This window comes from Streptomyces sp. NPDC002206, assembly GCF_053593595.1.
Genome location: NZ_JBSFCW010000018.1, coordinates 83,264 through 102,217, shown reverse-complemented (window position 1 = coordinate 102,217; position 18,954 = coordinate 83,264). Strand labels below are relative to the sequence as shown.

The window sequence follows — 18,954 nt, the reverse complement described above, 5'->3', positions numbered from 1 at the left end:
GCCCTGCCGTACCGTCCGCCGGTCACGGACGATCTTCCGCTGTTCATTGTGCGTGGTGGGTGGTGGGGCGGGGCAGCAGGGGGTGCCGAGGGCCGGGACAGGGGGCAGTAAGGGGCGTCCGAGGCGCCGGGGGGTGTCGTCCGCTGTGGCAGTCATCTGGAACCGGTTCGACAATTGAGGCGTATACGAGCACCGCACACAGGCCGCACTGCCCGCCAGTCCCGCCGGACGATCTCCGGAGCAGGAATGACCGACAATGACCGGAAGCCAGACTCCGACGATTCCCCCCGCGTGCAGCTCGACCGGCGCCACAACGGCGAGACCGGGACGGCGGAGCGGCTTGCGCTGAATCGCACGGGCAGCTTCGAGTGGGACCTGGACGCGCGGACGCTGGACATCGACGTGGCCGGTCTGCTGGTCTTCGGGGTGGACCCGGACACCTTCACCCCCCGCCCGGGGGCCCTGCTCGAGCGGCTCGAACCGGTGGAGCGGACCCGGCTGGAACTCGCGGCCGACGAGGCCATCAACGGCAGCCGCAGCTCGTACAGCATCCACTTTCAGGTCCCGCTCGACGACGGCACGCACCAGTGGACCCATATCCAGGCGCGGGTCCTGCGCAGCGACGACGGACGGGCGCACCGGGTCATCGGAGTCGTACGGGACGCGACGGCTGAGATCACCCATTCGGCCTTCGTGCTTGACCTGGAGAAGCGCCGCCAGCGCCAGACCAGCATCGTTGAACGCACAACAAGCGCAATGGCTCGCGCGGTGACCGTGGACGATGTGACCGCCGCGCTCACCGGCCCGGGCGGGCTCGCCAGGCTCGGCGCCGACGGGCTCGCCCTCGCGCTGGTCGAGAACAACGTGCTCACCGTCATCGCGCTGAGCGGCGACGCTCCGGAGGCGATAACCGAGGTCGCGGCCAGGAATCTCGACCCTCGATTCCCCCTGGCCGACACCATCCTCAGTGGCCGGCCACGGTTCGCGACCTCGGTCGGCGCACTCACCCGGCGCTACCCGGCGCTGGAGCAGTACATGGACCAGTTGAAATTCCGCGCAGCAGCGTATCTACCACTGGTCGCACAGGCGCGTACGTTGGGCGGGCTTGCGCTCTTCTACCACGAGCGCACGGCCTTCAACGCCGACGAGCGCAATCTGTGTCTGGGGCTCGCGGCCATCGTGGCCCAGTCGCTGCAACGCGCGACCCTCTTCGACGAGGAGCGCGAATTCGCCACGGGGCTGCAGTCGGCGATGCTTCCCCGGCAGATCCAGGAGATCAAGGGTGGCGAAATCGCCGTGCGCTACCACGCTGCGTGGAGCGGGCGACAGGTCGGCGGTGACTGGTACGACGTGATCCCCCTGCCCAAGAACCGGTTCGGCATCGTGGTGGGCGATGTGGAGGGCCATGACACCCATGCGGCCGCCATCATGGGTCAGCTGCGGATCGCCCTGCGCGCGTACGCCGCCGAGGGGCACCCGCCGGCCACCGTACTGGCTCGGGCCTCGCGGTTCCTCGCCGAACTGGACACGGATCGCTTCGCCACGTGTACGTACGCGCAGGTCGATCTCGCCACGGGGACCGTGCGCATGGTCCGCGCCGGACATTTCGGTCCGCTGATCCGGCATACGGACGGCAGGATCGGCCTTCCACAGGTACGGGGCGGGCTGCCGCTGGGGATCTCCACCGCCTTCGAGGACGAGGAGTTCCCGGAGACCCGTCTCGACCTGGTGCCCGGCGAAACGCTCGTCCTGTACACCGATGGCCTCGTGGAAGAGCCGGGAGCCGATATCGACGCGGGTGTCCGTGCGCTGGTCCACGAGGTGCGCGCCGGTCCCACGCGCGCGCAGGCGCTGGCCGACCATCTGTCGGACCGGCTCTGGGAGCGCTGGGGCGCGGGGGACGATGTCGCGCTACTGGTGCTGCGGCGCAGTCCGGATCCAGGGTCGCCGCGAGCGCCGCGGTTGCACCAGTACATCCACCAGGCGGACCCGGAGGGGCTCTCCGAAGCCCGGGCGATGGTGCGCCAGGCCCTGGAGGACTGGAACCTGGGCGAATGCGCCGACGATTGCGAACTGATCACCGGTGAGCTGCTGGTGAATGTGCTGCTGCACACGGACGGCGGAGCGGTGCTCACGCTGGAGGTCCTTCCGAAACCTGTCCGGCGGGTGCGGCTGTCGGTGCAGGACCGTTCCAGTGCCTGGCCGAGGCGGCGAACTCCCGGCGAAACGGCGACATCGGGGCGCGGCCTGTTGCTCCTCGATGCCATCGCCATCCGCTGGGGTGTCGAGTCGCGCGGCGAAGGAAAGGCCGTCTGGTGCGAGATCGGACCATCGGCATCATCCGCCTCCGCTGCCCGGGTCCGGAAGCCGACCCGGTCTGCGGAACCTGGGGCGCCCGTGAAGCCGCCCGACCCTGCGGAGTCCGCGGACCCTTCTGAAGGCCCGAGTTGAGGGGCGCGCCGCCACGCGCGGCGTGATGCGGCACGCCCCTCGCCCCCATGGTCCGTGGCGCGGTCCCACGCTACGGACCTTGGGACCACTGAGCTACGTCAGTGCTGTGCGGTGCGACGCTTGCGCACGGACCACATGATGCCGCCACCGGCCAGCAGCACGGCGACAGCCGCACCACCGATGACGGGGGTGGCCGACGACGAACCGGTCTCGGCCAGGTCTGGCGAGCTGGGGCTCGGCGAGGCCGCGGCGGGCGCGGTCTCCGGGGAGCTCTCGCTCGGCGTGGCGCTCGGGGTGGGCGCCTCGGTGGTCGGCTTCTCGGCCGGCTTCGACTCGGACTTCGTCGGCGTGGGCTTCGAGGTGTTGTCCTCACACACCGGCGCCTGCTTGGTCTCGTCCTTCGAGAACTGATCCCCGTCGCCGGCCTTGACGACCAGGTGGACCGTCAGTTCCTTGTCGTGCTGGGGCAGGTCGAGCTTCTTGTGGAACTCCTTGCCGAACGTCTCGGTGGGCAGGAGGTCCTTTCCGTCGACGGTGACGGTCACCTGGTTGGTGACGCCACCGTTGTAGGCGGTCAGGTCAAGGCTCACATCAGTACAGGTCACGGCCCAGGTGGGGGTGTGAGCTGCGGCCGGTCCGGCGCAGAGGACCGCGCCGGTCAGGCCGGCAACCGCAACGGCCGCGTATGTCCCCGCGGCGCGCCACGATCTCCTGGGTATGGTCATGGATTCTTCCTCCACATATTTCATCGCCCGAATGGCGGTGGAGCGCACAGTACTGCCCCCCGTAACCGTCCGCGCAACCGACCCATGCGCCACACGAGGTTACAACTGCCTCCACATCGCCGCGGGTTGGTATATGCCGGACACCCCCCCTGACGCCGCGGCCCGTCGAGCGGTGGCGTGAAGTGAGCGTATGGCGCCGGACCGCCCGTTCCGCCGGCCCGAGCGCAGTCCGAGGAGCAGCCCCGCCGGCGGCCCGACGAGCGGGCCTCATGAGTCAGAGCGCGCGATGCATGATGTGCAGTCCGACGAACCCGTGCTTCGGGTGGTTGAACCCTCCGGGCAGGGTCCCCAGGATCTCGAACCCGAGAGAGCGGTAGAGCCGCACCGCATAGTGGTTGGTCTCCACGACGGCGTTGAACTGCATCGCCCGGAACCCTGCCGCGCGAGCCCACTCCACCGTGTACACGCACAGCGCCCGGCCCACTCCCTGACCGGAGTGCTCGGGGGCGACCATGTAGCTGGCGCTGGCGATATGCCTGCCGTTGCCCATGTGGTTGTTGTTCATCTTCGCCGTACCCAGGACGGTCCCGTCGTCGTCGACCGCGACGACCGTACGGTTCGGCTCCTTCAGCAGCCACCAGTCGCGGGCGTCGTCCTCGCCCAGCTGTAGCGGGTAGGTGAACGTCTCCCCGGCGGCAACGATTTCGTGGAAGAACGGCCAGATGGCGGGCCAGTCCTCGGTGGTGGCTTCCCTGATCAGCATGAGGACACAATGCCGGTGCGGGGCGCCGTTCGCGAACCGTTATTCGTCACGCCGCGCACTGGCTAGGAACGGTGAGAAGCTGCACGTTGGGGCCGATTTGTACATCGGCACCGATCGTGATGGGCGCCGCATCGAGGAAGACCGCTCCGAAGTTGATGAACGTACGCGGGCCGATGGTGATGCGAGACCCGTAGTCGCAGTAGAACGGCGCGCGAAAGTTGACATCCGCGCCCACCGAGCCGAGCAGCTCCGCCAGGGATCTTCCGCCGTTCGCCGGGCGTTGCCCGCGCCGCAGTGTTGTAGGCCTCGCAGAGTTCGATGCGCCGCTCGGTATCCGCGCGCAGTTCGAGATCGTCCGCGATGTACCAGTCGCCGGCCAGCATCCGCCTCTTGTTCTCCCCCACGACTCACCTCTCTCCTTGCGTATCCATCGTGTCCGTCGTGTCCGGTTCATTCAACGGTCTTCACCGGCAGCCCGTTCCCAACCGTCCTCCGCCCCGTAACGCGCCTTCGCAGACCGAGTCGGGCAAGCAGCCCGGGTGCGGAATCGAGCAGGGGCTCAGTACCGGGAGCGGAGACGGGGACGGGATCGGAGTCGGTAACGGAAACGGGGCGATGGTCGTCTCCCGGACGCGGAGCCTGTCGCGACGCCCGTGCGCCGTCCAGCTCCATGATCAGATTGATCCTCCGCCAGAGGATCTCGTCCGGATCGTCCGCCTGCATCAGCTGTGCCACGGTCTCCCGGGCGACGACGGATCCCGGCGGCCCGAAGACCGGCTCGGGCCGGACCTTGGCGAGGTGGGCGCGCTCGCAGGGATCGTCGACCACGTCCGCGAGCTGCACCGGATCCAGCGCGCCGGCGAGCACCGCCGCGCGCCGCCAGGGATCCTCCGTCCGGCTCAGCAGCCGCTCGATCCGTTGTGCGCGCCAGTTGCGCGCCCGCCAGTCGGTGCCTGCGTCCAGCCGGGCCCTCATCCAGACCGGACTTTTCCCGGCCAGCAGTTGAGGAGCCCGGGCCGCGAACCCGAGGACTTCCTGGGCGAGATAGAGCCACACAACCGCTCGATACCGATTGAGACAGAACGTGACCGGCGTGATGCATCCCGCCCGGGCCAGTCTGGTGAAGCGGACCGGACTGATGCCGAGTAGACGCGCCCCCTCCGCCGTGCCCACCGTACGAACCCGTTCGCGCAGCGCGTCCGGGAAGCCGTCCTCCGACCGGAGCCGGTGGATCTCCTCACGCCCTACCCTGGGCCTGCCGCCGGCCTGCTCCGCCGTGGTGCGCACGATGCCCAGATGCACCGCAAGTTCGAATTCACCGCGCTTCAGACCCAGTTCCTGCGCCGCTCGTCCCCCTGCCACCGTCCCGCCAGTGGTGTCGGCGGCAGCGGCCGTCCCGCCGCCCAGGACTTCTGTACGCGCTGCTTCCGTAACAGCCATGACCGTCCTCCCCCGTGAGGTTCCGCGAGTTCCATAACTCTCTGTGATCACGGTATCTCGAGGGGAAGACTTTCGCCCGGCCTGTGGACAACTCTCACGGTCGGGCGAAAAGTGCAGGTCGGATGGGCTCCGTAGAGTCAGATCCGGTTGACTCCTCCATGGCCGCCCTGGCGTGCGGTGACGCCGAGATGTTCTCCGACCTTGTTCACGAGCAGTGTCATCTCGTACGCGACCTGGCCGACGTCGGCCTCGGCCGCGGTCAGCACGCACAGACAGCTGCTGTCTCCGGCGGCAGTCACGAAGAGGAGCGCCTCGTCGAACTCCACCATCGTCTGCCTGGCCTTTCCTCCCCGGAAGTGCCGTCCCGAGCCACGGGCGAGGCTGTGCAGCCCCGACGAGACCGCGGCGAGATGCTCCGCGTCCTCCCGTGCCAGCCCCGTGCTCGCTCCCGTCACCAGGCCGTCGTTCGAGAGCACCAAGGCGTGCCGTATGTGCTCGACGCGGCCGGTGAGATCGTCAAGGAGCCAGTCAAGTCCCCTGTCCAGCGCCATTTCCCCGCTCCTCCCCGCTCATGCGTTCCCCGTACGTGTCCCCGTTCCCACGTTGCGCGTAAGCCTTGCGTACAGCTCACGTACGGGCAAGCGCCCCCCTGCATCCGCAACGTCGCGCAGGAAGGTCAGCCCACCGAGTCGAGGAGCCGCGCCGTGTGCATCCGGCCGGCGTACTCGACCATGCGGATGAGGACTTCCTTGCCCGAGTCGCGGTCGCGCGCGTCGCACAGCACGACCGGTGTCCCCAGGTCGAGATCGAGGGCGCGGGACACTTCGCGCTCGCCGTAGGCGCGAGCTCCCGCGAAACAGTTGACGGCCACGACGAACGGGATCCTGCGATGCTCGAAGTAGTCGACGGCCGGGAAACAGTCTTCGAGCCGCCGGGTGTCGGCGAGCACAACCGCGCCGAGGGCCCCTTGGGAGAGCTCGTCCCAAAGGAACCAGAACCGGTCCTGCCCCGGTGTGCCGAAGAGGTACAGCGAGAGGCCGGACCGGATGGTGATGCGTCCGAAATCCATGGCCACGGTCGTGGTGGTCTTCTGATCCACCCCGTCGGTGTCGTCGACCGACTGTCCGGCCTCGCTGAGGAGTTCCTCCGTACGCAGCGGCCGGATCTCACTGACCGCACCGACGAGAGTCGTCTTGCCGACCCCGAAGCCCCCGGCGACCAAGATCTTCAGCGCGAGAGCGTCGGTCTCCGCGGCTTGTTCAGCCGCTCCCTCGACCGTCTCCCCGCCCGTTCTGTCAGCGTCCTCGGAAGGCATCGATCACTTCTCTCACCCGTGAGCCTCAAAATGGAAAAGCGCAGATCGGAGCCATCTTGACGGGCTCGGTTCGATATCTGTGGGCTGTGGTACGCGTGACAGCATGGCAAGCAGTGACCCCGCCCCGAGCAACGTGATCGGATTTTGACCGGAGTGGCCGGACAGAGACCAGTCGGTGTTCGTATGAGATCACTGTTTGAGCCGAATTGAAGCCTGGTTCCAGCCGGACCCGAACCCGGCGCGGTTGTGCGGTCGGGCCCGGGGTCTTCACGTCCGGCGCCTACACTGGTCGCTTCGGGGCGTGGGGAGACAGTCCGGCGGGACAGGAGAGCAAGAGTGTCGACACGTGCCGGCAGCTTCGGCGATCCGCCCGCGGAGGTGCTGGCGGAGGCGGCCGCGGCGTTCGGACTGCTGGCGACGCCGGCGCGGCTGCACATCGTCTGGGCGCTGTCACAGGGTGAGAGTGATGTGACCGGTCTTGCGGAGCTGGTGGGCGGCACGCTGCCGTCGGTCAGCCAGCATCTGACGAAACTGAGATTGGCCGGTCTCGTGCGATCGCGGCGCGAGGGCCGCCGTCAGGTGTATCTGGTGGATGATCCCGATGTGGTGACGGTCGTACGGCTGATGGTCGGCCAGCTCGCCGCACGGGCCGGGCATGCACCCGCGCGGCGCGTACGCCTGCGTGACCTCAGTGACTGAAAGCAGCGCAGCGTGCGATGTGCACGCGCCCAGCCCGGCCAATCCCAGCGGACTGCACGGCACATCTCCAATGTCAGCACCGATCCGCGCCGTCGACGCCGCGGGTACGCCCGGGCGTGCCTCGACGCGTTGCTCACCTGGTTCGGTGAGGAGACTCCGGTCACGGTCGTCAATCTCAATGCCACCGGGGACGGTGCCGCTCTGTACGAGTCGTTCGGCTTCGCGGCGCCTCGGCACCCTGCGCTGCAGCTCCGTACGGGGGCGTGACCGCCCGCAGTTCCGCAAGGGTCGGTGGAACCGGGCCGGTCAGCCGTAGGAGAGGTCGGCGCACAGGTCTTCGTCGGCCGACCGGACTCCGTCACCGGGGGCGGACGCAGCCGTGCCGGGTGTCGTGGACGCGGCGGGCGACGGATTCTGTGCGTACGAGCTGCCGAGGACCACTCGGATGCCCGGGGTGTCCGAGGCCGTGGTCCGCGCCCCGGTGAAGAGTCGCGCGGTGGTCTCCGCCTCACTCCGTAAGCCCGGCCCGTATTCGATGACGGTCGACGTGTGGTCCTGGGTGCTCGCGGTCGCCGTGACGGTGACGGTGAAGCCGCGGGCGCGCAGCAGTTCGGCAGCGCGGGCGGCGAGTCCATTGACGGTGGTGCCGTTGTAGACGGCCAGGCTGATACCTGTGCCGGAGACCGCGGCCGGGGCGGCGGGAGACGGCGACGCATCAGCCGAACCCGGGCCGCCACGGCCATCCTTGCCCTTGCCACCGGCATCCTGGCCGTCGATCGCCCGGTCGGCCTTGAGCGCCGCCCACAGCGCATCGGCGTCCGGCTCGACGATCGCGACCCGCGCGCCCTCGTAACGCCAAGGGACGGTCACGAACTTGGTGTTGCGCAGATCGATGTTCTTCATCGACATGGCGAACGACAGCAGCCGGTCGGCCGATCCGAGGCCGGGGTCGACGGTCATCGCGTCGGTGGCCGCGTTGGCGAGCGGCAACAGGGTGGTGGGGTTCATGCCCCGGGACTTGACCTTCTTGATGAGGGAGCCGATGAATGCCTGCTGGCGTTTGATCCGTCCGATGTCGGAGCCGTCGCCGATGCCGTGCCGCATCCGGACGTAGTCGAGCGCGCGCTGCCCGGAGACGGTCTGCGGGCCCTTGGCGAAGACCAGGGCGCCTCGCGTGGGCCGGTTCGGACTGAGGTCGCGCTCGTAGATGTCCTGCGGCAGACAGACCGGGACTCCGCCGACGGCCGACGTCAGGGCGGCGAAGCCGGAGAAGTCCACCACGATGGTGTGGTCGACGCGCAGGCCCGTGAGCTGCTCCACGGTGTTCTGGGTGCAGGCCGGGTTTCCCTCAGCGGTGTCCCCCGCCGAGAACGCCCCGTTGAACATGACGTGGTGCTGCGGTGCGGTCCAGTCGCCGCCCGGCGTCTTGCACGCCGGGACGTCGACGAGGGAGTCACGGGGAATGGACACGGCGACCGCGTTCCGGCGACCGCCGTACACATGGAGCAGGAATGCGGTGTCGGAGCGGCCCACGGTGCCCTTGCCGCCGCCCAGCTTCCTGTTGGCGCCGGAGCGTGAATCCGATCCGATGACGAGGACATTCTGCCCGTCCGACGAGGAGGGCGGCCGGTCGCCGGAGATCCCGTCCGCGCTGAAGGTGTCGATCTGGCCGGTCAGCTTGAGGTAACCCCAGCCGACGCCCGCGACGAGCAGGACGAGGAACGACAGCCCCATGGTCACGGTGCGCCGCGCCCGACTGCCCCGTTGTAGGCCCGCCGCCACCTTGTGACTTCCCGTCATTGGTCACCTCGCCCGTCCGGCCTTCCACCTTCCACCTTCCACGGAGGAAGACGTACACCGCCGCCCCGAAGTTGCACAGTTGCGCAATCCAGCAAGTGTTGCCGTGCAAGTGGATCAACGGTCCCACCCACAGCCGTCCGGATCCGCCGACTCCGAAACATCGGAAGGAAGGGCGGAACAGAGGTGCTGCGCAACGGCCTTGAACCCTGGCACCTCTCGATTGTCGCGGTTGTACTCATCGCGCTGTCCGGATCGGAGAAACTGCCGGACTCGGCCCGCACGCGGGGCGATTCCACGCGGATCCCGAAAAGCGTGAGGCGAAGGCCGTGAACAACGACGAACCACAGTGAGCCGGGCGGCGCGATAGCGCGCCCGGGCTGACCGTGGTGACGGTCGGTCCGGACTGGGACGTGTGGACGACGGGTGAGGGCGAGGGCTCTCGGGGAGGTGTTCCGGCATGGCGTGGAATGGAAGTTCCGCGCGGTGGGCCAGGGTTTCGCGCGAGGCCCTGCCGGTATCCCGTCCGGCTACGGCGTCGATGCCAGGTCCCTCGGACCGCCTGCCGGAGCGATGGCTCAGAGCGCCCGCAGTCCGTTGATCACCTCGCGAAGGATCCGCTCGTCGGGCAGTTGTGCGGGCGGCACGGGTCGGCTGACCCGCACATAGCCGGCTTCGAGCAGATCTCCGAGGAGTACGCGGACGACACCGACAGGGAGGTCGGCGTCGGCTGAGAGTTCCGCGACGGACTGGGTCTCGGAGCGGCACAGGGTGAGCAGGGCGCGGTGTTCGGGTCCCAGCAGGCGCTCCTCGGAGCTGTCCGGTGCGCTGTCGGCGACGGCGACGAGTGCGATCAGATCGAAGTGCGCGCCGTTGGGGCCCGGTTCGGTCCGTCCGCCCGTCATGGCGTACGGGCGGACGAGGGGCCCCGCTTCGGCGTCGTACCACTGACTGCCCGGCAGTTCGGGCGGGTCCGGGAAGCGCTGGGAGCCTCCCGGACCCTTGCTGGTCATGTCCACTGCTGTCTCCGCCCTTTCAGCCGGCCGGGGGCGGGGGTGCGGTGAGCCGCGGCGGGGTTCGCAGGTGCTCGCCGACCCGTTTGACGAGGCGGGCCATCTCATAGGCGACCAGGCCGATATCGGCGTTCGCCGTGCTCAGTACGGCGAGGCAGGAGCCGTCCCCCGCAGCCGCGACGAACAGGAAGCCCTCATCCATCTCGACCATGGTCTGACGGACGTCTCCGGCCTGGAAGTGCCGTCCGGCGCCCTTCGCGAGGCTGTGGAAACCGGAGGCCACCGCCGCCAGGTGCTCGGCGTCCTCGCGGCTGAGCGCGCTGGAGGCGCCCACCGCCAGACCGTCGTTGGAGAGCACCACGGCGTGCCGGACTTCGCCGACCCGGGCCACCAGATCGTCCAGCAGCCAGTCGAGTTCGCCCGAGCGCCGGTGCACCTCGGTCCTCTCGTTCGCGATCATGCGTGGTCTCCTTCGCTGCCTGGACGGGGGCGGGGTTCGGTGATTTTCCGGCGGGGTGCGGGCGTGCCGGGGGCGGTGCCGCCGCCGCGTACCCAGCCGTTGCGGTAGGCGGTCATCCGGTCCCTGGCCTGCTCCGGGGTGCGCTCCACCGGGCTGTCCGCGCCGCTCCCGTCGTCGCCTCGGGACGGTTCGGGACGGGGCTCCTCGCGCAGTTGCGGAACGAGGCTGGCCTGCCGGACGCGGCGGGGCAGTGTGCCGTCGTCGTCCGCGCTGCTGCTCTCGCTCCGGGGTGTCGGCCTGGCCTCGCTCCTGCCCGCTGCCCTGTCCTCGTCCGTTCTGCGGGCACGCGGGCGCAGCGAGGTGACTCCGGCCGGGGGACTCGTCCGGGATTCGAGGGCGTGCACCGGGGCCGGGGCGGGGAACGCCGTGGCCTGGGTGCGCACCGCACGCGGGCCCGGTCCGGGTCCGAACGGCTCACGGTCACCATCGCTGTCGCCGTCGCGTTGGCGCTCGACGGTTGTCTTCTCCGGTGCGGCCGCTTCCTCGCCCACCAGAAGCGCGCCCTGCAGCAGTGCGGTCGGCAGCAGGACCACCGCGGTCGTTCCGCCGTACGGGGAGGTGCGCAGCTTGACCTTGATGTGGCGCCGGACCGAGAGCCTGCTGACGACGAAGAGGCCGAGCCGGTCGCTGTCGAAGAGGTCGAGAGCCTGCGCTTGCTCGATGCGCCGGTTGGCCTCGGCGAGGAGGTCGTTGCCCATGCCGAGTCCGCGGTCCTCGATCTCCAGGGCGTAGCCGTTGCCGACAGGCTCGCCGCTGATCCGCACCTTGGTGTGCGGCGGTGAGAACTGCGCGGCGTTCTCGACGAGTTCGGCAAGGAGGTGGGTGAGGTCGGCGACCGCGGTGCCCTTGACCGCGGCGTCGGGCAGTTGCCGTACCTCCACCCGGGCATAGTCCTCGATCTCGGATACGGCCGCGCGTACGACATTGGTCAGCGGTACGGGCATCCGCCATGCGCGGCCGGGGGCTGCGCCGGACAGGATGATCAGGCTCTCCGCATGCCGCCGCATCCGGGTGGTGAGGTGGTCGAGGCGGAACAGGTTGCTCAGTTCGTCGGGGTCATCGGTGCGGCGCTCCATGCTGTCGAGGAGGTTGAGCTGGCGGTGAACCAGCACCTGGCTACGGCGGGCGAGGTTGACGAAGACGCCCGAGATGCCGTCGGCCAGTTCGGCTCGTTCGACGGCGGCGCTGAGGGCGGCCCGGTGCACGGTGCCGAGGGCCTCGCCGACCTGTCCGATCTCGTCGTGGGAGGCCATGCCGGGTGGGGCTTCGGCCTGGATGTCGAGCGCCTCGCCGGCCCGGAGTCGCTGCATGGCGCGGGGCAGTTTCCGGCGGGCGATCTCCAGTGCCCTGTCACGGAGACTGACGAGTTCCACGACGAGCGCGCGGCCGATGCGTACGGTGATGACCAGCGAGGCGGCCACGGCGACGCAGCCGAAGAGGACGGCCGCTCCAGACGGACTGAACAGGCCGCGGGCCAGCGGGTCGGTGCGGTCCGCGGCCCGTTCCGCGGCGCGGGTGTCGATGGTACGCAGCTCGCTCCGTACGCTCGCGGCGGCCGTTTCCCAGTCGGCGGTGTTCACCGCCCGTGCGGCTTCCTGTCCGGGCGATGCCGCCAGCACCTGGTCCTCGGCCGCCTCGATCAGACGGTATGCGGGCCGGGTCGTGAGCTTCTGCCAGGTGATGCGTTCGGCGGCCGGCAGATCGGCGCCCGCGGTCTCGGTGAGGTTCCTGCGGGTCTCCATCGCTCCGGTGAACTGCACCAGTTGGTGGCCGTCGAGGCTCTCGGTGAGGCCTGCCGTGGCGAGCAGGGCGTCCTCGCGGGCCAGCATCTCGTCGGCGCGGGCCAGTTCGAGCAGGACCCGTGCATCGGATCCGAGCGCGTCGTCCTGAATTCCGGTCACGGCGCCGGAGACGGCGAATCCCGCGGTGACGGCCCGGGTGTACCGCTCGAACACTGCGTTCTCGTCGCGCTCCTGCTTACCGTCCCGGTCCCGGTCGCCCGCCGTACGCAGTTCGTGGGTGCGGTCGAGGAACCGGTCGAGCCGGTCGGCGACGCCCGTCGGAAGGCTGCCCGCGTTGGCGCTGGTGTGCTGTTTGTCGAGTCGCAGGGCGGCGAGTGCGGTGTCGGTACGGCCGGCCTGCTGTTTCAGGGCGGCGGCGCGGGCGCTGCTGGGGGCGACGGTCTGGAGCAGGGCAGCTCTGCGTTCGGCCTGGAGTGCGGCGACAGCGGTCGATATCGGGGCCCGCACCTCTTTGTCGACCCGCTGCAACTGCCGTAGCTGTGCCACGTCCTGGGCGGTGTTGACCGTGGCGAAACCCCACAGGGCGAGCAGCGAGACGACGGGCACCATCAGAAGCGAGATGATCTTCGCGCGTACGGTCCTCGGGCGCAGTGTCCAGCGTCCGCGTGGCCCGGATGTGCCCTGCGTCAGCAGCAGCCGCACGTCGTGTTCGGCGCTCTCGTCGGCCGGCGGTCCCGCGTGCGCGCGTCGTCCGCGCGCCGCGGGCGGGGGCGAGGCGTCGGGCGAGGGCTGGGCGCTGGTCCATGTGGCGGCCGTCGCGCCAGGGTCCGGGGTCGTGCGGGGTGGGCGCATGGCCTCCTCGTTCCGGGTGTGGAGCTGGGCAGGAGTGAAAGGGGCGCGGCGTCAGGGCGCGGCGGCGGGCGAGGGGTCCTGGCCGCGCGGGTCACGCCGTGTGTGGGGATCGCGTCCGCGTTGCGCGGATCGTGCCGGGGCCATGGCATCCGCTTCGGCGGGTTCCGCACTGCGCCCGGCGGAGACGTACGCGGCACGCTCGCGGGCCGTCGGCGAGAGGGCGACGAACGCCGACGTCAGAAAGAGGTACGAGCCGAGTCCGACGGCCAGGGGGAAGATGAACTGCATCGTAGTTGCCCCGGGGAGTTCCACGTCGGAGGAGGTGACGCGGACGCCGACGGCCATCATGCCCGTGTAGTGCATGCTGCTGACCGCCGCACCCATGACGAGCGAGGCGAGGGCGACGGCACGCGGTGACTTGATGTTCAGCGCCGCCCACAGGGCCGCTGTCGCGGCGACGACGGCGATGGCGACGGAGAGTGCGACCCGCAATGGGTCGTAGTGGATCGTGCCGTGCAGCCGCAGTGCCGCCATGCCCAGATAGTGCATGCTGGCGACGCCGAGTCCGGTGCCGAATCCTCCGACGAGCAGTGCCCCGGTGCGGTCACGGCTGTAGCCGACAGCGAAAACACCGCAGCCGACCACCACCATGGCGCAGAGCAGGCTGAGCAGGGTCAGCGGCACGTTGTAGCGGATATCGGTTCCGGTCACGCCGAAGCCGAGCATCGCGACGAAGTGCATGGTCCAGATGCCGGTGCCGAGGGCGGATGCGGCTGCGATCAGCCAGTTGCGGCGCGAACGGCCGCTCGTGTCGAGTGCGCGCACGGTGCAGCTCAGTCCGAGCGCCGAGCCAATCACTGCCATCGCGTACGACAGCGCAGGTGTCAGCCAGCCGAAGGTGGCGTGGTCCAGGTGTCCCATGAATCGGGGACGCTAGTCGCGATGGGGGCGCACGCCTGGGGCGCATTTCGAAAGCTGCCGGAATATGAGAGAGAGATGTCCCCGAACGATCGCGCAGTGCTCGAACATGCACACCGATTCCCGTGGTTTCGTTCCATTTCACTCCGGCGGCCGCTGCGCGATCATGTCCGTATGGCCGATCACCACACACATGTCCAGGACTTCTTCACCGCCCGCGCCGCGGACTGGGACACCCGCTTCCCCGACGACGCTCCTGCCTATGCGGCCGCCGTCGAAGCACTCGCGCTGCGCCCCGGCGACGCCGTGCTCGACGCGGGATGCGGTACGGGACGGGCTCTGCCCGCACTGCGCAACGCCGTCGGACCACAGGGCACGGTTCTGGGTGCGGACCTCACCCCGGCAATGCTCCAGGCGGCGGTACGGGCCGGACGCGACCGGAGCGGTCGGCTGCTGCTCGCCGATGTGGCCCGGCTGCCGCTACGGAACGCCTCGCTCGACGCAGTGTTCGGCGCCGGGCTCATCTCGCACCTGGCACATCCCGGACCGGACCTGGCCGAACTGGCGCGCGTCGTCCGGCCCGGCGGGCAGCTGGCGCTGTTCCACCCGATCGGCCGGGCCGCACTCGCGGCGCGCCACGGCCGCCGGATCACGGACGACGATCTGCGGGCCGAGCCCAACCTCAGGCCGCTGCTCGCACGTTCGGGCTGGCGACTGGACTCGTACACCGATGAGGATGCCCGATTCCTCGCACTCGCCGTCCGGGCGGACTGACCGGTGAGCGGGCCGACCGGGCGCGGGCCTCCGGGTCTACTCGACCGGAGCGCCCGGCCGCCGGTTGTGCGCCGCGCGGTCCCTGTTCCTCGGTCGGTGGTCCAACTCTACGTCGAGGGGGAAGACCGTAAGTACGTACGAAGACAGCTTGCGTGCACGCCCCCCGTGCACGGCTCCCCGGGAAGGCGGTCTCCATGATCGACATGTTCAGCAGTCTCCGGAAGGTGGTCTCTCCCGGCCGCAAAGGCGGGCTGCCCGCGCCACCGCACGAGGAACACCGACGCAAGCAGCACAATCTGTTCGAGGCGGCCGCCACCTATGTCTCGGCGTGCGCGGAGGACGACCAGGACCGGATGGACGAGGCGAGCGGATGGGTATCGCCCGGAGCGCTCTCCTTCGGGGTCAATGAGCTGGCCTGCAGAGCCGTCGTCGCGCTGGCTCGCGAGCGCGGTCAGTCGCCGCAGTCCGTGGCCCGTGACCTGCTCGGGCTGCCCGCCGACTGAACGGCGCCGTCCGCTTGACCACGCACGATGGGTCTTCCCTTGTCAGGGCCTCGACGACCGCGTTACCCACTGGTTAAGGTGCGCCGACGGAAACCATGAGGGACGAGGAGAGTGCTGTGGCCGGGACGGACGACGCGGTCGCCGAGGACGACGCACTGTATGTGCTGACCGCGGTGCTGCTCACACCCGCGCAGTTCCCGAGCGTGCTCGGTGACGACTACCCGGCGGCCTGCGGGGCACTCGGCCTCGAGCCGTACGCCGAGGGCTATGGACTCGTCCTCGGCCAGGACGGCGACGGTGCCCGGTGGACCGTCGTCGTCGACGACGTGTCACTGGTCGCCGTCGCCATCGCCTCGTGGGACTGCGGCATGGAGTACGACCTCTCCCCCGACGACCGCTCAGTGGTCTCTGCGCTCCCTGGCTGGCCCCTCGCACTGGCGGTCGCCGCACCGGGGGTGCCCGCCCCCCACGACCCGCCGCCGGACCCCGAGGCCGAGGGCACCGATCTGCCGCCGCTGACCCCGCCCGACACCGAGACGTGGGGGCCTGCGCAGCGGCGGCTGGGCGCGGACGAGATCGCGTTGCAGTGGGCGGCCTGGCGCGACCAGATCGACGACGAGACGACGTTCAGCGGGCCGAACGGCACGGATGTCGCGGACGATGCGGATGGCGGGGACGCCGGGGGTGGCGCCGGCGAGCCGGACGGCACGGACGATCCGGACGGCGCCCAGGAGTCGGATGCCGGCGCCGCAGTGGACGCGAACCCGTCCTCCGACGCGGCAGAGGAGAGCTCGGCCCGCCCCACCGCGCTCTCCGGAACCCATCCCGGTGTGCGACGCGCTCTCGCGGAGGCCCATGCATACGTGGACAACCCGCCGCCGCCCGGACGCATCCGGTCCTCCTTCGCCCCGGGCGACGCCCGGACCCTGCGCGCCGACGGACCCGGCTGGTCCCTGGTCGCGAGGACCGACGACATTGCGTTCGTCCTGCTGGACGAGGAACCCGGCGAGGTCCTGCCGGTGGGACGCGGGGCGGCACTGCCCGGCCTGTTGAAGGCGCTCGACGCGCTCGCGGTACGGCCGACCTGAGCCGAGAGACTCAGGCACCGGCCGGGCGGTGACCAGAGCCCGCACGGCGCGACCGGTGCGGCTCCCCCGCTACACGCGGTCCAGCGGCCGGTGCGGCTCGGCGGGCAGCTCCACCTTGACCGGATCGCCCGGCCGGACCGTGCCACCGGAGGTGACGATGCCCATGATCCCGGCCTTGCGCACGATGTGGCCCGCCGCATCCCGACCGACGACCTGCTTCAGCAGGCCGTCCTGGAAAATGTCGATCTGCAGGCACGGGTTGCGCAGGCCGGTGACCTCGACGACGGCTTCGTCACCGAGGTGCAACAGCGTGCCGACGGGGAGGCCGAGGAGATCGATGCCGCGCGTGGTGACGTTCTCCCCGAGATCTCCGGGAGCTACCTCGTAGCCCGCCTCCCGCAGTTCCTCGAACAGCTCCTCGTGGATCAGATGGACCTGGCGCAGATTCGGCTGGGTGGGGTCCTGCGCAACGCGGGAGCGGTGCTTGACCGTGACCCCCGCATGTACGTCCCCCTCGACACCGAGTCCGGCCAGCAGGGTCACGCTGTCCCTGTTCGGCTTGGTGAAGGTGTAGGTGCCGTTGCTGCTCACCGCGGTGACTGTCCCGCTCATCTACGGAGAACCCCCCTCTCGGCCGCCTGTCCTCTCAGCGACCTATTTCCTTGCGGGTGATCCTGCGGAGCCTGCGCCGCTGCGAGGGATCCAGCATGAGATAGGCAACCGCAGGCACTCCGATCAGGACCACCAGCGAAAGCCAGAATCCGATGAACGGCATCAGGACGACTGCCGCGACCACTCCCCCGATGGCGATCTTTGCGCTGTTCGACATCGTCCACTCCTCCTTCGCGGCGCAAGCCGCTTCTGCTGTGACAACGCCTGTGCGAGCCTGTCGGTTCCAGCTTGCACCAGCGGTCGTCCCGATGGGTTGCCCGAGCAGGTTGCCGAGTCGGCTGCCCCGAGCGGGCTACCTGCTGAGCTGTCTCAGCGAGCCGTCTCAGCAGGCTGCCTCAGCGGTTCGCCGACTTCGTACATGTGCTGCAGCGCCTGACGGTAGGACTCGACCAGGCCGGTCTCCGCGTACGGCATGCCCAGCGACTCGCAGTGCGCTCGCACCAAGGGCTGCGCCCGGCGAAGGTGGGGGCGCGGCATGCTCGGGAACAGATGGTGTTCGATCTGGTAGTTGAGCCCGCCGAGGAACCAGTCGGTGAGGACGGCGCCGCGTACGTTGCGCGAGGTGAGGACCTGTCGCTCGAGATGCCCCCAGCGGTCGCCGTCGGGGTCGGGCATCTCCATGCCTTTGTGGTTCGGTGCGAAGGCCATGCCCAGGTGGAGTCCGAACAGCGCGTGATGCACCAGCGCGAAGACGACCGCCTTGCCCGGAGACATGACGGTGAGCAGCAGCGTCGCGTAGAGCCCGAGGTGGGTGACGAGGAGCAGTGCCGACAGGACACGCTCGCGGGCGGGCTGCTGCCGCAGGTACTGGAAACCGGAGATCTTGAGGGCGATGCCTTCGAGGAGCAGCATCGGGAAGAACAGCCGGGCCTGGTTACGGGTGAGCCGGCGGGCGAAGCCTTCGCGCTGGGCTGCCTGCTTCTGCGTCCAGACGAGGGCGCCGACGCCGACGTCCGGGTCCTTGTCGATGTGGTTGGGGTTGGCGTGGTGGCGTACGTGTTTGTCGTTCCACCAGGCCTCGTTCATACCGAGGAGCAGGTTGGCGTGGACGAGACCGATGACCCGGCTCGCTCGGCGGTCGCCGGTTATCTGGGCGTGTCCGGCGTCGTGGCCGACGAATGCGGTCCGGGACCAGAGAATCGCCAACGGCAGGGCGAGCAGCAAGGCCCACCAGGTGTTGCCGAGGAGTACCAGGCCGGTGAGCACGCCGCCCAGGGCGAGGAGGTTGCCGGCGATGACGGCCGCGTACCATCCGGTGCGCCGCTCCAGGAGTCCTTGCGCCTTCACGGCCCGCAGGAGCGGCGCGAAGTCACTGCCGCCGACACCTGCCGCGCGTCCCCCGACGCCCCTGCTTCCGTCGGCGCTGTCCGTACTTCCGGCACGGTCGCGGGGGCGGTCCGCGACGGTGACTACGGCCTGAGGCATGTTGACTCCGGTCTCTGGGCGGCAGGGGAAACTGCTCTGACCTGTTGAAACGTACGGGAAGGGGTGCTGCGGCAACCATGGCGCCACCACCCGGGGTATCGGGGGGTAGCCCCCTCCTGGGAGAGGGGTGCTGGCTGCACCGGGCAGCCCGCAGGCGTCATCGAAGTGAGCTGGATCACGGCGATTGCGCTCCCGGACCGCGTCTCCGGTGGAGTACTCTCGGCGACCTTGGGCCCCCACTAGTCAAATTTGAGGAA

20 protein-coding genes and 2 pseudogenes are annotated in these 18,954 nt (G+C 69.6%); 7 read left to right on the top strand and 15 right to left on the bottom strand.

The genetic code is table 11. The features are described 5' to 3' along the window. The first annotated feature begins 246 nt into the window (after nt 1-246). Entirely contained in the window at nt 247-2,451 is a 2,205-nt protein-coding gene (locus ACWCP8_RS27515; protein ID WP_352263731.1) for a SpoIIE family protein phosphatase, read from the top strand. 98 nt (nt 2,452-2,549) lie between these two features. On the opposite strand, the gene ACWCP8_RS27510 is transcribed toward ACWCP8_RS27515, so the two are convergent. From ACWCP8_RS27510 to ACWCP8_RS27480, 7 genes and pseudogenes are all read right to left on the bottom strand, one after another. Beyond that, nucleotides 2,550-3,176: an LAETG motif-containing sortase-dependent surface protein gene (locus ACWCP8_RS27510; protein WP_356004018.1), complete on the bottom strand. Its 627-nt coding sequence runs from the start codon at nt 3,174-3,176 to the stop codon at nt 2,550-2,552. Between the two features lie 274 nt (nt 3,177-3,450). Then, a complete protein-coding gene (locus ACWCP8_RS27505) occupies nt 3,451-3,939 on the bottom strand; it encodes an N-acetyltransferase family protein (RefSeq protein ID WP_451118744.1) in 489 nt (162 codons plus the stop codon). A gap of 46 nt (nt 3,940-3,985) precedes the next feature. Further along, nucleotides 3,986-4,174: a hypothetical protein gene (locus tag ACWCP8_RS27500; protein WP_451118796.1), complete on the bottom strand. Its 189-nt coding sequence runs from the start codon at nt 4,172-4,174 to the stop codon at nt 3,986-3,988. Nucleotides 4,175-4,259: 85 nt separating this feature from the next. Beyond that, nucleotides 4,260-4,322 (bottom strand): annotated as a pseudogene (locus ACWCP8_RS27495) (sugar O-acetyltransferase); the annotation flags it as partial. Nucleotides 4,323-4,389: 67 nt separating this feature from the next. Beyond that, the gene (locus ACWCP8_RS27490) at nt 4,390-5,379 is read right to left on the bottom strand and encodes a DUF6397 family protein (protein WP_451118742.1); all 990 of its coding nucleotides are present in this window, start codon (nt 5,377-5,379) and stop codon (nt 4,390-4,392) included. 137 nt (nt 5,380-5,516) lie between these two features. Continuing rightward, a complete protein-coding gene (locus ACWCP8_RS27485; protein ID WP_382836810.1) occupies nt 5,517-5,930 on the bottom strand; it encodes a roadblock/LC7 domain-containing protein in 414 nt (137 codons plus the stop codon). Between the two features lie 125 nt (nt 5,931-6,055). Continuing rightward, complete coding sequence (locus ACWCP8_RS27480; protein ID WP_352263722.1) at nt 6,056-6,694, bottom strand: GTP-binding protein; 639 nt, start codon at nt 6,692-6,694, stop codon at nt 6,056-6,058. A 336-nt stretch (nt 6,695-7,030) separates the two neighbouring features. Between ACWCP8_RS27480 and ACWCP8_RS27475 the strand changes: the two genes are divergently transcribed. After that, entirely contained in the window at nt 7,031-7,393 is a 363-nt protein-coding gene (locus tag ACWCP8_RS27475) for an ArsR/SmtB family transcription factor (RefSeq protein WP_352263720.1), read from the top strand. A gap of 12 nt (nt 7,394-7,405) precedes the next feature. Beyond that, nucleotides 7,406-7,660: a GNAT family N-acetyltransferase gene (locus ACWCP8_RS27470; protein WP_451118739.1), complete on the top strand. Its 255-nt coding sequence runs from the start codon at nt 7,406-7,408 to the stop codon at nt 7,658-7,660. Between the two features lie 39 nt (nt 7,661-7,699). Here the strand turns inward: ACWCP8_RS27470 and ACWCP8_RS27465 are convergent, their stop codons facing one another. Beyond that, nucleotides 7,700-9,193 (bottom strand): LCP family protein, encoded by a 1,494-nt coding sequence (locus tag ACWCP8_RS27465; RefSeq protein ID WP_451118737.1) that lies wholly within the window; start codon nt 9,191-9,193, stop codon nt 7,700-7,702. Nucleotides 9,194-9,622: 429 nt separating this feature from the next. Here ACWCP8_RS27465 and ACWCP8_RS27460 point away from each other — a divergent pair. Further along, nucleotides 9,623-9,733: pseudogene (locus ACWCP8_RS27460) on the top strand (TerD family protein); the annotation flags it as partial. A gap of 35 nt (nt 9,734-9,768) precedes the next feature. On the opposite strand, the gene ACWCP8_RS27455 reads toward ACWCP8_RS27460, so the two are convergent. The 4 genes from ACWCP8_RS27455 to ACWCP8_RS27440 are packed head-to-tail and all read right to left on the bottom strand — an operon-like array spanning nt 9,769 to nt 14,238. Next, complete coding sequence (locus tag ACWCP8_RS27455) at nt 9,769-10,203, bottom strand: DUF742 domain-containing protein (protein WP_267009120.1); 435 nt, start codon at nt 10,201-10,203, stop codon at nt 9,769-9,771. Between the two features lie 22 nt (nt 10,204-10,225). Continuing rightward, nucleotides 10,226-10,663 (bottom strand): roadblock/LC7 domain-containing protein, encoded by a 438-nt coding sequence (locus ACWCP8_RS27450; protein WP_352263716.1) that lies wholly within the window; start codon nt 10,661-10,663, stop codon nt 10,226-10,228. After that, entirely contained in the window at nt 10,660-13,317 is a 2,658-nt protein-coding gene (locus tag ACWCP8_RS27445) for a nitrate- and nitrite sensing domain-containing protein (protein ID WP_451118734.1), read from the bottom strand. The genes ACWCP8_RS27450 and ACWCP8_RS27445 overlap by 4 nt, the downstream gene beginning before the upstream one ends. Before the next feature lie 51 nt (nt 13,318-13,368). Further along, nucleotides 13,369-14,238, bottom strand: coding sequence for an MHYT domain-containing protein (locus ACWCP8_RS27440; protein ID WP_352263713.1), 870 nt, complete (start codon nt 14,236-14,238; stop codon nt 13,369-13,371). 171 nt (nt 14,239-14,409) lie between these two features. Between ACWCP8_RS27440 and ACWCP8_RS27435 the strand changes: the two genes are divergently transcribed. The 3 genes from ACWCP8_RS27435 to ACWCP8_RS27425 all read left to right on the top strand — a co-directional run bounded on the left by ACWCP8_RS27435 (nt 14,410) and on the right by ACWCP8_RS27425 (nt 16,600). Then, nucleotides 14,410-15,009 (top strand): class I SAM-dependent methyltransferase, encoded by a 600-nt coding sequence (locus tag ACWCP8_RS27435; protein ID WP_352263711.1) that lies wholly within the window; start codon nt 14,410-14,412, stop codon nt 15,007-15,009. Between the two features lie 203 nt (nt 15,010-15,212). Continuing rightward, nucleotides 15,213-15,512, top strand: a complete 300-nt coding sequence (locus ACWCP8_RS27430) for a hypothetical protein (protein ID WP_382836902.1) — start codon at nt 15,213-15,215, stop codon at nt 15,510-15,512. Nucleotides 15,513-15,628: 116 nt separating this feature from the next. Then, nucleotides 15,629-16,600, top strand: a complete 972-nt coding sequence (locus ACWCP8_RS27425; RefSeq protein ID WP_352263790.1) for a hypothetical protein — start codon at nt 15,629-15,631, stop codon at nt 16,598-16,600. A 69-nt stretch (nt 16,601-16,669) separates the two neighbouring features. Here the strand turns inward: ACWCP8_RS27425 and ACWCP8_RS27420 are convergent, their stop codons facing one another. The 3 genes from ACWCP8_RS27420 to ACWCP8_RS27410 all read right to left on the bottom strand — a co-directional run bounded on the left by ACWCP8_RS27420 (nt 16,670) and on the right by ACWCP8_RS27410 (nt 18,697). After that, a complete protein-coding gene (locus ACWCP8_RS27420) occupies nt 16,670-17,212 on the bottom strand; it encodes an MOSC domain-containing protein (protein WP_352263708.1) in 543 nt (180 codons plus the stop codon). Nucleotides 17,213-17,246: 34 nt separating this feature from the next. After that, nucleotides 17,247-17,429: a hypothetical protein gene (locus ACWCP8_RS27415; RefSeq protein WP_352263707.1), complete on the bottom strand. Its 183-nt coding sequence runs from the start codon at nt 17,427-17,429 to the stop codon at nt 17,247-17,249. Nucleotides 17,430-17,581: 152 nt separating this feature from the next. Continuing rightward, a complete protein-coding gene (locus tag ACWCP8_RS27410) occupies nt 17,582-18,697 on the bottom strand; it encodes a fatty acid desaturase family protein (RefSeq protein ID WP_352263705.1) in 1,116 nt (371 codons plus the stop codon). Nucleotides 18,698-18,954: the final 257 nt, after the last annotated feature.